This is a genomic window from Streptomyces sp. NPDC002057, from assembly GCF_040296665.1.
Classification (GTDB): domain Bacteria; phylum Actinomycetota; class Actinomycetes; order Streptomycetales; family Streptomycetaceae; genus Streptomyces.
Genome location: NZ_JBEOXR010000001.1, coordinates 205,216 through 219,178 on the forward strand (window position 1 = coordinate 205,216; position 13,963 = coordinate 219,178).

General features: G+C 71.5%; 10 protein-coding genes. 5 read left to right on the plus strand and 5 right to left on the minus strand.

The window, feature by feature from the left end:
* Positions 1-52 precede the first annotated feature (52 nt).
* Entirely contained in the window at positions 53-1,861 is a 1,809-nt protein-coding gene (locus ABT129_RS00950; RefSeq protein ID WP_351894914.1) for an NHL domain-containing thioredoxin family protein, read from the plus strand.
* Here the strand turns inward: ABT129_RS00950 and ABT129_RS00955 are convergent.
* The 3 genes from ABT129_RS00955 to ABT129_RS00965 form a co-directional block, all read right to left on the minus strand.
* Positions 1,858-2,202, minus strand: coding sequence for a hypothetical protein (locus ABT129_RS00955; RefSeq protein ID WP_351894917.1), 345 nt, complete (start codon positions 2,200-2,202; stop codon positions 1,858-1,860). The two genes, ABT129_RS00950 and ABT129_RS00955, sit on opposite strands and share 4 nt — an antisense overlap.
* A gap of 61 nt (positions 2,203-2,263) precedes the next feature.
* Positions 2,264-3,571: a M18 family aminopeptidase gene (locus ABT129_RS00960; RefSeq protein WP_351894918.1), complete on the minus strand. Its 1,308-nt coding sequence runs from the start codon at positions 3,569-3,571 to the stop codon at positions 2,264-2,266.
* A gap of 295 nt (positions 3,572-3,866) precedes the next feature.
* The gene (locus ABT129_RS00965; RefSeq protein WP_351894920.1) at positions 3,867-5,705 is read right to left on the minus strand and encodes an acyl-CoA dehydrogenase; all 1,839 of its coding nucleotides are present in this window, start codon (positions 5,703-5,705) and stop codon (positions 3,867-3,869) included.
* A gap of 225 nt (positions 5,706-5,930) precedes the next feature.
* On the opposite strand from ABT129_RS00965, the gene ABT129_RS00970 reads away from it, so the two are divergent.
* From ABT129_RS00970 to ABT129_RS00980, 3 genes are all read left to right on the plus strand, one after another.
* A complete protein-coding gene (locus tag ABT129_RS00970) occupies positions 5,931-6,434 on the plus strand; it encodes an SseB family protein (RefSeq protein WP_351894923.1) in 504 nt (167 codons plus the stop codon).
* Positions 6,435-6,549: 115 nt separating this feature from the next.
* Positions 6,550-7,512, plus strand: a complete 963-nt coding sequence (locus ABT129_RS00975) for a pirin family protein (protein WP_351894925.1) — start codon at positions 6,550-6,552, stop codon at positions 7,510-7,512.
* A gap of 227 nt (positions 7,513-7,739) precedes the next feature.
* Positions 7,740-8,825, plus strand: coding sequence for an AI-2E family transporter (locus ABT129_RS00980; RefSeq protein ID WP_351894927.1), 1,086 nt, complete (start codon positions 7,740-7,742; stop codon positions 8,823-8,825).
* 19 nt (positions 8,826-8,844) lie between these two features.
* Here ABT129_RS00980 and ABT129_RS00985 read toward each other — a convergent pair whose 3' ends face one another.
* Positions 8,845-9,660 (minus strand): MBL fold metallo-hydrolase, encoded by an 816-nt coding sequence (locus tag ABT129_RS00985; protein ID WP_351894929.1) that lies wholly within the window; start codon positions 9,658-9,660, stop codon positions 8,845-8,847.
* A gap of 138 nt (positions 9,661-9,798) precedes the next feature.
* Positions 9,799-11,961, minus strand: coding sequence for an ATP-binding SpoIIE family protein phosphatase (locus tag ABT129_RS00990; RefSeq protein ID WP_351894931.1), 2,163 nt, complete (start codon positions 11,959-11,961; stop codon positions 9,799-9,801).
* A gap of 171 nt (positions 11,962-12,132) precedes the next feature.
* On the opposite strand from ABT129_RS00990, the gene aspS reads away from it, so the two are divergent.
* On the plus strand, positions 12,133-13,941 hold the full coding sequence (aspS, locus tag ABT129_RS00995) for an aspartate--tRNA ligase (protein ID WP_351894933.1): 1,809 nt from the start codon (positions 12,133-12,135) through the stop codon (positions 13,939-13,941).
* Positions 13,942-13,963 lie beyond the last annotated feature (22 nt).

Here is a 13,963-nt window from a genome sequence, read left to right on the forward strand (position 1 = left end):
AGGAGCGGGGCCCGTCCCGATCGTGGTCCGGCCGGGATGGCACCCTTGAAACATGAACGATGCCGCGCCCGCGACCCCCACCCGCCGCGCCCGTGTCCGCGCCCCCGAGCTGATCGGCAAGGGCGGCTGGCTGAACACGGGAGGAGACGACCTCACCCTCGCCGACCTGCGAGGAAAGATCGTTCTGCTCGATTTCTGGACCTTCTGCTGTGTGAACTGCCTGCACGTGCTCGACGAGCTGCGTGACCTGGAGGAGAAGCACCGGGACACGCTCGTCATCGTCGGGGTGCACTCGCCGAAGTTCGTGCACGAGGCCGAGCACCAGGCCGTCGTCGACGCCGTCGAGCGGTACGAGGTCCACCACCCCGTGCTGGACGACCCGGAGCTCGCGACCTGGAAGCAGTACGCCGTGCGCGCGTGGCCGACGCTCGTGGTCATCGATCCCGAGGGGTACATCGTCGCCCAGCACGCCGGTGAGGGGCACGCCAACGCGATCCGGACCCTCGTCGAGGAGCTGGAGGCCGAGCACGAGGCCAAGGGGACGCTGCGGCGCGGCGACGGGCCGTACGTGGCGCCCGAGCCCGCCGCCACCGACCTGCGCTTCCCCGGCAAGGCGATCCTGCTGCCCTCCGGGAACCTCCTGGTCTCCGACACCACCCGGCACCAGCTCGTCGAGCTCGCCGCCGACGGCGAGACCGTCGTCCGGCGCATCGGCGAAGGCGTCTTCCGCGAGCCGCAGGGCCTCGCCCGGCTGCCCGACGGCACGGTCGTCGTCGCCGACACCGTGAACCACACCCTGCGCGTCCTCGACCCGGAGACCGGCGGCATCGAGCGGATCGCCGGCACCGGCAAGCAGTGGTGGCAGGGGTCCGCCACCTCCGGGCCCGCCCTGGAGGTCGACCTGTCCTCGCCGTGGGACGTCGCCTGGTGGCAGGGCAAGGTGTGGATCGCCATGGCCGGCGTCCACCAGCTGTGGACGTACGACCCGGCCACGCGGACCGTCGAGGTCGCGGCCGGCACCACCAACGAGGGGCTCGTCGACGGCCCCGTCGCCGAGGCCTGGTTCGCGCAGCCGTCCGGGCTCGCCGCCACCGAGGACCGGCTGTGGATCGCCGACTCCGAGACCAGCGCCCTGCGCTGGATCGAGCGGGACGGCGAGGGGTACACCGTGCACACCGCCGTCGGCACCGGCCTCTTCGACTTCGGGCACCGCGACGGCGCCGCCGCCCAGGCCCTGCTCCAGCACCCGCTGGGCGTCACCGCCCTGCCCGACGGCTCGGTCGCCGTCAGCGACACCTACAACCACGCCCTGCGCCGCTACGACCCCGCCACCGGCGAGGTCAGCACCCTCGCCACCGACCTGCGCGAGCCCAGCGACGCGGTCCTCGTCGACGGCGACATCGTGGTCGTCGAGTCCGCCCGGCACCGGCTGACCCGGCTGCGCCTCCCCGAGGAGGCCGTCCAGGTCGAGGCGGTCGCCCACCGCACCCGGCGCGAGGCCACCGAGGTCGCCCCCGGGCGCCTCCGGCTCGACGTGGTGTTCCGGGCGCCGACCGGTCAGAAGCTGGACGACCGGTACGGCCCCTCGACCCGGCTCCTGGTCTCCTCCACCCCGCCCGAGCTGCTGCTCGGCGGCGAGGGCACGGGCACCGACCTCTTCCGTGAGCTCGACCTGAACCCGGAGCTCACCGAGGGCGTCCTGCACGTCTCGGCGATGGCCGCGTCCTGCGACGACGACCCGGCCAACGAGTACCCGGCCTGCCACGTCCACCAGCAGGACTGGGGCGTACCGGTGAAGATCACGGAAGCCGGAACGGCCCGCCTGCCGCTGATCCTCGCGGGCATGGACGAGACCGCCTAGCGGACGATCCCCTGGTTCCTGGACGGGCGCCCCGCGGCCCCGTCCAGGCACCCGGCCACCCACGCCGCCGGGTCGTGGACGGCCCGGTCGCCGCCCAGCCCCTGCCGCTCCATGAGCGCGCACTCCCCGGCGAGCAGCGCCTTGGTGCGCGAGCCGTCCACGTCGTACCCGCGGATGCGGGAGGCCTGGACGAAGCCCCCCTCGTACGCGATGTCCGTGCCCCACGGGGGCCGTTCGTCGTACGCGCCGATCAGAACGCCCGCCGCCGCCGTGGCGAGCACGACGGCGACGGTGAGACCTGCGGCGAACTTCCCCCGGGAGGGGCCCTCATGACGGTGCATGGGGACGAGCCTGCCGACCGGGGGCTTTCGCCGATGTTTCGCGGTCGGCGACCGCCCCGGCTCAGCCCTCCAGGAAGGCGACCAGCGCGTTGGCGAGGAGGTACGGGTCCTCCGCGCCGCACAGCTCGCGGGCGCTGTGCATGGAGAGGATCGCGACGCCGATGTCGACGGTGCTGATGCCGTGGCGGGCGGCGGTGATCGGGCCGATCGTCGTGCCGCAGGGCATGTCGTTGTTGGAGACGAACGACTGCCAGGGCACCCCCGCCTTCTCGCAGGCGGCGGCGAAGACCGCGCGGCCGCTGCCGTCGGTGGCGTACCGCTGGTTGACGTTCACCTTGAGGATCGGGCCGCCGTTGACGCGCGGGTGGTGCGTCGGGTCGTGGCGCTCCGCGTAGTTCGGGTGGACGGCATGGCCGGTGTCGGAGGAGAGGCAGACGGTGCCGGCGAAGGCCCGCGCCCGGTCCTCGTAGGAACCGCCGCGCGCGTAGACCGAGCGCTCCAGGACGTTGCCGAGGAGGGGGCCCTGGGCTCCGGTGTCGGCCTCGGAGCCGTTCTCCTCGTGGTCGAAGGCGGCGAGGACCGGGATGTACGGGAGGTCGTCGCGGCCCGCGAGGGAGGCGAGCGCGGCGACGGCGGCGTGGACGGAGAGCAGGTTGTCCATGCGCGGGCCGGCCAGCAGCTCGCGGTCCCGGCCCAGGTAGGCGGGAGCCTCGACGGCGTGGACCATCAGGTCCCAGCCGGTCACGTCCTCGGCGTCGACCCCGGCCTCGGCGGCGACGAAGGAGATCAGGTCGCCCTCGTGGACCTTGCCGATGCCCCAGACGGGCTGCATGTGGCGCTGGCGCTCCAGCTTCAGGCCGTCGTTGGCCCCCCGGTCGAGGTGGATGGCGAGCTGCGGGACGCGCAGCAGCGGCCGGTCCACGTTGACGAGGCGGTGGCTGCCGTCGCGGAGGGTGAGGCGCCCGGCGAGGCCGAGGTCGCGGTCGAGCCAGGTGTTGAGGAGGGTGCCGCCGTAGACCTCCACGGCGACCTGCCGCCAGCCGTGCGCGCCCATGTCGGGCTGCGGCTTCACGCGCAGGTTGGGGGAGTCGGTGTGGGCGCCGACGATGCGGTACGGGGTGTGGGCGGCGGCGCCCTCCGGCACGTACCAGGCGATGATCGCGCCGCCGCGGATCACGTACTTCCCGCCGCTCGTCCCGTCCCAGGCCGCGGTCTCCTCGACCCGGCGGAACCCGGCCTTCTCAAGGCGTGAGGCGGCGCTCGCGACCGCGTGGTACGGCGAGGGCGAGGCCGTCAGGAAGGCCATGAGGTCGTCGGTGTGTCCGCGGTCGAAGGGGCCGGCGGTGGGACGGGAAGCTGCGCTGCTCATGGGTTCCACCTTACGCAGGGACCGGAATACGAATACGGGGCCCCGCAAAAGGAACGGGCGCCCCGAGCCGGGGGCGGGGCCTGCGCCCACCAGGACCGGCGAGTGAGCCGAAGGGGCGCGTCGGGGGAACGGTCCCGAGCGCGCGGAGCCTCCTGAGGAACGAAGGAGGCGAGCACGGTCGGGACCGTGAGCCCGACTCCAGCGCCCCGGAGGCGAACCGAGCCCGGAAAAGTACAGAACGGCCCGCCCCCCTCCCCGGGGACGGGCCGTTCCTTGCATGGGCGAGAGGCGTTTCTTAGAACGCGGCCTCGTCCAGGTCCATGAGCGAGCCGTCGACGGCCTCGGCGAGGGCGCGCTCGGCGCTGACGTTCGGCAGGATGTTGGCGGCGAAGAACTTCGCGGCCGCGATCTTGCCCTGGTAGAAGGCCGCTTCCTTGGCGGACTTGGCCCCCGCGCCCTCGGCCAGCTTCTCGGCGGCGACGGCCGCGCCCTTGAGAAGCAGGTAGCCGACGACGACGTCGCCGGAGGCGAGCAGCAGGCGGGTGGTGTTGAGGCCGACCTTGTAGATGTTCTTGACGTCCTCGCCGGTGGCGGTGAGGTCGGTGATCATCGTGCCGACGATGCCTTCGAGGTCGACGGCGGCCTTGGCGAGCGCGTCGCGGGCGCCGGCCAGCTCCTCGCCGCCGGTGCCGACCGCGAGGAACTTCTTGATCTCCTCGGAGAGCGTGTTCAGGGCGGCGCCCTGGTCACGGACGATCTTGCGGAAGAAGAAGTCCTGGCCCTGGATGGCCGTGGTGCCCTCGTAGAGGGTGTCGATCTTGGCGTCGCGGATGTACTGCTCGATCGGGTACTCCTGGAGGAAGCCCGAGCCGCCGAAGGTCTGGAGCGACTGCGCGAGCTGCTCGTAGCCCTTCTCGGAGCCGTACCCCTTGACGATCGGCAGCAGCAGGTCGTTCAGGCCGTGCAGCGCCTTGGCGTCCTCGCCGGCCGACTCCTTGATCGCGATCTCGTCCTGCACGGAGGCCGTGTAGAGGACGAGGGTGCGCATGCCCTCCGCGTACGCCTTCTGCGTCATCAGCGAGCGGCGGACGTCGGGGTGGTGCGTGATGGTGACCTTGGGCGCGGCCTTGTCCATGAAGTTGGCCAGGTCGGTGCCCTGGACGCGCTCCTTGGCGTACTCCAGGGCGTTGAGGTAGCCCGTGGAGAGGGTGGAGATCGCCTTCGTGCCGACCATCATGCGGGCGAACTCGATGATGAGGAACATCTGGCGGATGCCGTCGTGCTTGTCGCCGATCAGCCAGCCCTTGGCGGGGTGCTGGTCGCCGAAGGTCATCTCGCACGTGTTGGAGGCCTTGAGGCCCATCTTGTGCTCGACGTTGGTGGCGTAGACGCCGTTGCGGGCGCCCAGCTCGCCGGTCTCCCAGTCGAACTCGTACTTCGGGACGAGGAAGAGGGAGAGGCCCTTGGTGCCGGGGCCGGCACCCTCGGGGCGGGCGAGGACGTAGTGGAGGATGTTCTCCTCCATGTCGTGCTCACCGGACGTGATGAACCGCTTCACGCCCTCGATGTGCCAGGAGCCGTCCTCCTGCTGCGTGGCCTTGGTGCGGCCGGCGCCGACGTCCGAACCGGCGTCGGGCTCGGTCAGGACCATCGTGGAGCCCCAGCGGCGCTCGACGGCGATCTGCGCGGCCTTCTTCTGCGCCTCGTTGCCCTCGGTGTAGAGGATGCCGGCGAACGCCGGGCCGGAGGAGTACATCCAGATGGCCGGGTTCGAGCCGAGGAGCAGCTCCGCGTACGCCCAGATCAGGGAGCGCGGGGAGACGGTGCCGCCGATGCCCTCGGGGATGCCGAGGCGCCAGTACTCGGACTCCATGAAGGCGTTGTACGACTTCTTGAAGGTGGCAGGGACCGGGGCGGTGTTGGTCTCCGGGTCGAAGACCGGCGGGTTGCGGTCGGCGTCGGCGAAGGACTCCGCGAGCTCGTTCTCGGCGAGGCGGCGGATCTCGTCGAGGATGCTCTTGGCGGTCTCGACGTCCATCTCCTCGAACGGACCGGTGCCGTACACCTTGTCGCGGCCGAGCACCTCGAAGAGGTTGAACTCGATGTCGCGGAGATTCGACTTGTAGTGCCCCATGGCGACGGCTCCGTAAGGCTCGGGGAGGCGGATGTCCTGATACGCGAAGGTGTCGGCACTCGTCCTACCAGTGAGTAGCCCACGCTTCTCCATGATGATGCTACCCGTGGGTAATAAGGGCAACCCCTATCGGGCCATCTGTGACACGAGCCGCAGGGAAAGGGCCCGGGATTCGGCCGCCCGTGGGCAGTGCTGCCGGTGCCGGTGGATCGATAGGCTGGCCCCATGTACGGCTACGAGCAGAATCCGGGTGCGCAGCAGCAGTACGCCCCGCCGCAGCAGGGCGGCATGCAGGGCGGTATGCAAGGGGGAATGCAGGCCGGGATGCAGGGCGGCTACGGGCAGCAGCCCCCGCTCTACCCCGAGCCCTCGCCGCCCTCCCTCGCCGACGCCGTACGCGCCTTCACGACGGGCACGCTCGCGCCCGAGGACTTCCAGCAGATCTTCGCGACCTCCAAGGTCTACTGCCCGCGCGGCGACAACCCCGGTTTCCTGGCCCTGCACAACACCCAGCAGCCGGTCATCCCGATGTTCACCTCGCTCAAGGAGCTGCGGCGGTACGCGGGCAAGGAGTCGAAGTACTTCGTGATCACCGGCGCCGAGGTGATCGACCTGCTGCCGACCGGCTACGGCTTCGTCCTCGACATGGAGGGCGACCACCGCATGGTCTTCGACGCGAAGGCCGTGGAGCAGATGGTCGACTTCGCCATGCGGCGGATGTACGGCTGACGCAGGCTGGAGGAGTGTGGGAGAGCGCCCGGGAGGAATTCCTCCCGGGCGTTCCGTGTTCTGGGTGGCAGAAAGTTCATCGTTCAACTAAAGTGGTCGCACAAGGAGGCCCACCATGCCCGCTGTGACTGTCGAGAACCCGCTCACCCTGCCGCGCGTCGCCGCCCCCGCCGACGCCGTCTCCCGCCCCGTCCTGGCCGTGACCACGGCCCCCCAGGGCTTCGAGGGCGAGGGCTTCCCGGTGCGCCGCGCGTTCGCCGGGATCAACTACCAGTACCTCGACCCGTTCATCATGATGGACCAGATGGGTGAGGTGGAGTACGCGCCCGGAGAGCCCAAGGGCACGCCCTGGCACCCCCACCGAGGCTTCGAGACCGTCACCTACATCGTCGACGGGGTCTTCGACCACCAGGACTCCAACGGTGGCGGCGGCACCATCACCAACGGCGACACCCAGTGGATGACGGCCGGCGCGGGCCTCCTCCACATCGAGGCCCCGCCGGAGTCCCTCGTCGTCAGCGGCGGCCTCTTCCACGGCCTCCAGCTGTGGGTGAACCTGCCCGCCGCCGACAAGATGATGGCCCCCCGCTACCAGGACATCCGAGGCGGCCAGGTCCAGCTGCTCACCTCCCCCGACGGCGGCGCGCTGCTCCGCGTCATCGCGGGCGAGCTCGACGGCCACGACGGGCCGGGCATCACCCACACCCCCATCACGATGATCCACGCGACCCTGCGGCCCGGCGCCGAGATCAGCCTGCCGTGGCGCGAGGACTTCAACGGCCTCGCGTACGTCATGGCCGGACGCGGCACCGTCGGCGCGGAGCGGCGGCCCGTGCACCTGGGCCAGACCGCCGTCTTCGGCAAGGGCGGCGCGCTCACCGTCCGGGCCGACGAGAAGCAGGACGGGAACACCCCCGACCTGGAGGTCGTCCTCCTCGGCGGCCGGCCGATCCGCGAGCCGATGGCCCACTACGGCCCGTTCGTCATGAACACCCAGGCCGAACTGCGCCAGGCCTTCGAGGACTTCCAGGCGGGCCGGCTCGGCACGATCCCGGCGGTCCACGGAATGGGCGAGTGAGCCGGACGCGGTGAGCGCGCGGCGACGCACGCCCCTCCTCCGTGACGGTGGACGCCGTCGTGAGCGGATGACGGCGCACGTCCTGCACGCGTGACGCCGGACGTCGTACGGGGCCGGGCACCACGCCCGGCCCCGTACGCGTACCCGTACGAGAGGCGCTGACGCCCCGTCACCCGTACGGTCGTCAGCGCGCGACGACACGCCGGGGAGCGTGGTCCGGTGGTCACGTGCAGACGACCCGAGCGCTCCTTCCCGAACCCGCCCGCCGGGTCGCCGCCTGGTGTGCCGTCCTGCTGCTCGCCGCCGGGGTCGCGGCCGTCGGGATCTGGCTCTGCGTCGTCTTCAAGACCGTCGTCACCCCCGTCCTGCTCGCGATCCTCGGCACCGCCCTCCTCGGGCCGCTCCACCGCAGGCTCCAGCGGATGAAGGTCCAGAAGTCGCTCGCCGCCGCCCTCACCGTCGTCGCCGTCCTCGCGGTCGTCGGCGGCGCCACGTACATCGTCGTGCTCGCGCTCATCGAGACCGGCGACCAGATCGTCGCCTCGCTGCGCCAGGCCGCCACCGACATCGCGAAGCACTTCGGCGCGGCCGGGACCTCCCTCGACGACCTCGCGAAGAACGCCGAGGGCCTCCTCAAACGGTTCGGCGGGACCGCCGCCTCCGGGGTGATCACCGGGATCAGCGTCGTCGGCGAGGTGATCGCCACCGCCGTCCTCGCGCTGATCCTCATCTTCTTCTTCCTGCGGGACTCCGACCGGGCCGCCGGCGCCCTGCGCACGCTCGCCCCCGGCGACACCGGCGACACCGTGGAAGGGATGGCGCGGCGCGCCTTCCGGGCCGTCGAGGGGTACATGCGCGGCACCACCTTCGTCGCCCTCGTCGACGCGGTCCTCATCGGTGCCGGACTGCTCGTCCTCGACGTGCCCGGCGCCGTCGGACTCGCCGCGCTCGTCTTCGTCACCGCCTACATCCCGTACCTCGGCGCCTTCCTCTCGGGCGCGGTCGCCGTCCTCGTCGCCCTCGCCGACCGGGGGTTCGTCATCGCCCTGTGGGTCCTCGGCATCGTCCTGGCCGTACAGGTCCTCGAAGGCAACGTCCTCCAGCCGCTCGTCCAGAGCCGCACCGTGCAGATGCACCCGGCCGCGGTCCTGCTGGCCATCACGGCCGGGGCGTCCGTCGCGGGCATCCTGGGCATGCTGCTCGCCGTCCCCCTGACCGCCGCCGCGACCGGGGTCCTGGTCGAGCTGCGCGCCCGGTACGGGGCACCGCGCGGGGATCCGGAACCGCAGCCGGGTCCGGGGGCCGGCGGCTAGGAGGACCCTTTCTCCCCCGTCAGGCCGGGGTCAGACCGCCCGGCTCGAAGGAGGCGAGGAGCTGCTCCAGGGCCGCCTGGTCGGGTCCCACGAACGGGTCGGAGTCCGGCACCGACGCGATCGTCCCCAGCATCCGGTCCGTCATCCGCACCGCGGGCGGCAGATGCGTGCACAGGACGATCTCCGGGTTCATCTCGCGCAGCGGCGCGATCGTCGCCCGGTACTTCTCCGCGTCCACCAGGTGCACCCACGGGCTGTCGATCGTCGCCCAGAGCAGCTGGGCCGCGCGCAGGTCCTCCGGCTTGAGGTCGCTCGCGTGCCCGCTCTCCGCGATCTCGGCGCTCGGCATGGGCCCGCCGAAGCAGTCGGAGCTGAAGCAGATCCGGGTCCGGTCGTCGTAGAAGCCGACGGTGGAGGGGTTGTCGAAGAGGGGCGGCCGGAAGGCGTGCAGCGCCCGGTCACCGACGTCGAGGGATTCGCCCGGGTTGAGGAAGTACACCCGGTCCATGGGCAGCGGCCGTTCGGTCGACATGATCCCGAGGCCGAGGAACGTCGTGACCACGCGCGCGTCCGGGGCGGCGTCGAGGAGGTCGAAGATGCCGCCGGTGTGGTCGCGGTCGGGGTGCGTGAGCCAGATCCAGCGCACGTCGGCCGGGTCGGCGACCTCACCGAGCGCCTCGACGAAGTCGCGGTCGGGGAGGGAGAGACCGGTGTCGACGACGACGGGTTCGGTGGCGGTGACGACGTAGGCGTTGGCGGGCAGGTGCCCGATCCCCGGTACGGCGAGGCTGTCGGCCAGCACGGTGGTGTCGCTGCCGACCTTGTGGGTGTCCATGACACGCTCCCAGGTCCCCCTGGCGCGGCCGTACGAGACCAGTCTGCGCCCGCGGGAGACCCCACGCCCACCGGGCGGCGGCCCAACACCCCGGGCGCCACCGGACCGCTTCAGGCCTGCTGCTTCAGGACTACCGCTTCAGGACTGCTCGAAGTCGCTGCCGGTCCCGTTCCCGGTCCCGCTCCCGCCGCCCGTGCCCGCCGACGTCGGTTCGTTCAGCTCGAACCAGATCGCCTTGCCCTCGCCGCGCGGGTCCACCCCCCACGCGTCCGCCAGCATCTCCATCAGGACCAGGCCGCGCCCGCTCGACGCCATCTCGCCCGGGTGGCGTTTGTGCGGCAGTTCGTCGCTGTTGTCGGAGACCTCGACGCGCAGCCGCCGCGACTTCTCGCCGCAGGCGACCTCCGCGACCAGGAGCGCGTCCCCGTCCGTGTGGACGAGGACGTTGGTGACCATCTCGGAGACCATGAGGACCGCCGAGTCGAGCTGGTCCCCGTCCGCCCAGTCGTGCAGCAGCTGCCGTACCTGCTCGCGCGCCTCCGCGATCCGTTCCGGCTCCGCCTGGGCGATCGTCATCAGCGTGCGGCGCGGGGCCTCGGGCCGCCCCCCGGCGGGCCTGCGGGAGAGCAGCAGGACGGCGATGTCGTCCTCGCGGCGGTCGGCGAGCGGTCCGGTCGTGTGGTGGGAGCCGGGCCCGTGGACGGCCTCCACGAGCGTGTCGGCGAGCTGCTCCAGGTCCTCGCCGTCGTGGGACTCCAGGAGCTTCCTGACCCGCTCCCAGCCGGTGTCGAGGTCGTGGCCGCCGGTCTCCAGGAGGCCGTCGGTGCAGATCATCAGGGTCTCGCCGGGTTCGAGGGTGAGCCGGGTGGTGGGGTAGTCGGTGTCGGGGTCGATGCCGAGCGGGAGGCCGCCGGCGGTGGGCCGGAGGAGAACCGTTCCGTCGTTCATGCGGACCGCCGGGTCCGGATGCCCGGCCCGCGCGATGTCGACCGTCCCCGTCTCCAGGTCGACCTCCAGGTAGAGGCAGGTGGCGAAGCGCGGACCGGCCTCCACCTCCCCGTCGTCGCCGTCGGTGATCCCGTACAGGAAGCGGGAGGCGCGGGAGAGGACGGCGTCCGGCCGGTGACCCTCGGAGGCGTACGCGCGCAGGGCGATCCGCAGCTGCCCCATGAGCCCCGCCGCCCGCACGTCGTGGCCCTGGACGTCGCCGATGACGAGGGCGATGCGTCCGGAGCCGCGCCCGCCGGTGCGGGTGGTGCCGCCGGGCAGCCGGATCATGTCGTACCAGTCGCCGCCGACCTGGAGCCCGCCGCCGGTCGGCACGTACCGGGCGGCGACCTGGATGCCGGGGATGCCGGGGCCGAGGACCGGCATCATCGTCCGCTGGAGTCCGAGCGACAGTTCGCGCTCGGACTCGGCCACGCCCGCGCGTGCGAGGGCCTGGGCGAGCATCCGCGCCACCGTCGTGAGCACCGAACGCTCGTCGGGCGTGAAGGCCACCGGGTGCTTGAAGGCGGCCATCCAGGCCCCCATGGTGCGGCCGGCGACGATCAGCGGCACGAAGGCCCAGGAGCGGCGCCCGAAGCGCTGTGCGAGCGGCCAGGTCATGGGGAAGCGGCGCAGGTACTCGTCCGGGGTCGGCAGGTAGATCGCGCGGCCGGTGCGGGCGGCCTCGGCCGCCGGGTAGTCGGTGTCGAGCGACATCGACGAGAACGGCCCCTCGTCGCCCTCGCTGTGCCCGTGGTGGCCGATGACCGTCAGCCGGTCGCCCGCCACGCCGAAGACCGCGAGCCCGTCCGGCGAGAAGCCCGGCATCGACAGCGAGGCGGCCACCCGCAGCACCTCGGCCGTGGACCGCGCCTCCGCGAGCGCCCGCCCCGCGTCCAGCAGGAACGCCTCGCGGGAGCGGCGCCAGTCACCCGTGATGGGGGTGCGCGCGGCGGTCCCCGGCTGCTGCTCGGCGACCTCCTGGAGCGTGCCGACGAGGTGGTAGTCGTTGCCCCGGATGAGGGGCTTGGAACGGCTCCGTACGGTACGGATCACCCGGCCGTGGCCGTCCATGATCCGCAACCGGGCCTCGGCGAGGGTCCCCTCGGCGACGGCGAGGTTCACGACCCCGTCGATCTCGTTCCAGTCGACCGGATGAAAACGGGAGCGCACGGCCGCCTCGGTGAGCCGTACGGGCTCGGCGGGCAGCCCGAGCAGCCGGGCGGCCTCGGCGTCGAGCGAGACGATCCCGGACGCGTTGTCCCAGCGCCACAGGCCGGTCGCGATCGCGGCCAGGACGTCCTCGGTGCGCATTGCCCCACTTTATGAATATCGGACAGCAGATCGCCACCGAGAGTATTCGAAAAGCGATCTTGGCCCGGCCGGTACCCTGGGTGGGTCTGCCCGCGTGTCCTGTGACATCCGTGACAGGGGCCACCGGGCGGCGCCCACGACCCACAGATCCCGAAGACTGGATGAACGACGATGCATCGGTACAGGTCCCACACCTGCGGCGAGCTCCGCGCCTCTGACGTCGGCTCCGACGTCCGGCTGAGCGGCTGGCTGCACAATCGGCGCGACCTGGGCGGCATCCTCTTCATCGATCTGCGCGACCACTACGGCATCACGCAGCTCGTCGCCCGGCCCGGCACCGCCGCCGCCGAGGTGCTGGACAAGCTGACCAAGGAGACCGTCGTCCGCGTGGACGGCAAGGTCGTCTCGCGTGGCGCGGAGAACGTCAACCCGGAGCTCGCCACCGGCGACATCGAGATCGAGGCCGCCACGGTCGAGGTCCTGGGCGCCGCCAAGCAGATCCCCTTCACCATCAACGCCGACGACGGCGTCAACGAGGAGCGGCGCCTGGAGTACCGCTTCCTCGACCTGCGCCGCGAGCGCATGCACCGCAACATCATGCTGCGCTCCGCCGTCATCGCCTCCATCCGCTCCAAGATGGTGGCCCTCGGCTTCAACGAGATGGCGACCCCGATCCTCGCCGCGACCTCCCCCGAGGGCGCCCGCGACTTCGTCGTCCCGTCCCGCCTGAACCCGGGCAAGTTCTACGCGCTGCCGCAGGCGCCGCAGCAGTTCAAGCAGCTGCTGATGATCTCCGGCTTCGACCGGTACTTCCAGATCGCGCCCTGCTTCCGCGACGAGGACGCCCGCGCCGACCGTTCGCCGGGCGAGTTCTACCAGCTCGACGTCGAGATGAGCTTCGTCGAGCAGGAGGACGTCTTCCAGCCGATCGAGAAGCTCATGACGGAGCTCTTCGAGGAGTTCGGCGGCGGCCGCCACGTCACCTCGCCGTTCCCGCGGATCCCGTTCCGCGAGTCGATGCTCAAGTACGGCAACGACAAGCCCGACCTGCGCACCTCCCTCGAACTCGTCGACATCACCGACGTCTTCGAGAACTCCGAGTTCAAGGCCTTCGCCGGCAAGCACGTCCGCGCGCTCGCCGTCCCGAACACCGGTGACCAGCCGCGCAAGTTCTTCGACGGCCTCGGCGACTTCGCGGTCTCCCTCGGCGCGAAGGGCCTGGCCTGGGTCCGCGTCGGCCAGGGCAACGCCCTCACCGGCCCGATCGCCAAGTTCCTCACCGAGGAGAACGTCAAGGTCCTCGCCGAGCGCCTCGGCCTGGAGCCCGGCCACGCGATCTTCTTCGGCGCGGGCGACTTCGACGAGGTCTCCAAGATCATGGGCCCGGTCCGGGTCGAGGCCGCCAAGCGCGCCGGCCAGTTCGAGGAGAACGTCTTCCGCTTCGCGTGGATCGTGGACTTCCCGATGTACGAGCGGGACGAGGAGACCGGCAAGATCGACTTCTCGCACAACCCGTTCTCCATGCCGCAGGGCGGCCTCGAGGCCCTGGAGACCCAGGACCCGCTGGACGTCCTCGGCTGGCAGTACGACATCGTCTGCAACGGCATCGAGCTCTCCTCCGGCGCCATCCGGAACCACGAGCCCGAGATCATGTTCAAGGCCTTCGAGATCGCGGGCTACTCGAAGGAGACCGTCGAGCACGAGTTCGCGGGCATGCTCCGCGCCTTCGAGTACGGCGCGCCGCCGCACGGCGGCATCGCCCCGGGCGTCGACCGCATCGTCATGCTCCTCGCCGACGAGCCCAACATCCGCGAGACCATCGCCTTCCCGCTCAACGGCAACGCCCAGGACCTCCTGATGGGCGCCCCGACGGAACTCGACGAGTCCCGCCTGCGCGAGCTGAACATCCAGCTCCGCAAGCCGGTCGAGAAGAAGACGGACGACGTCACGGCCGCGGTCCACCCGGACGCGGCGCGCTAGTCACCGCCCGAGCAGCTGAAGG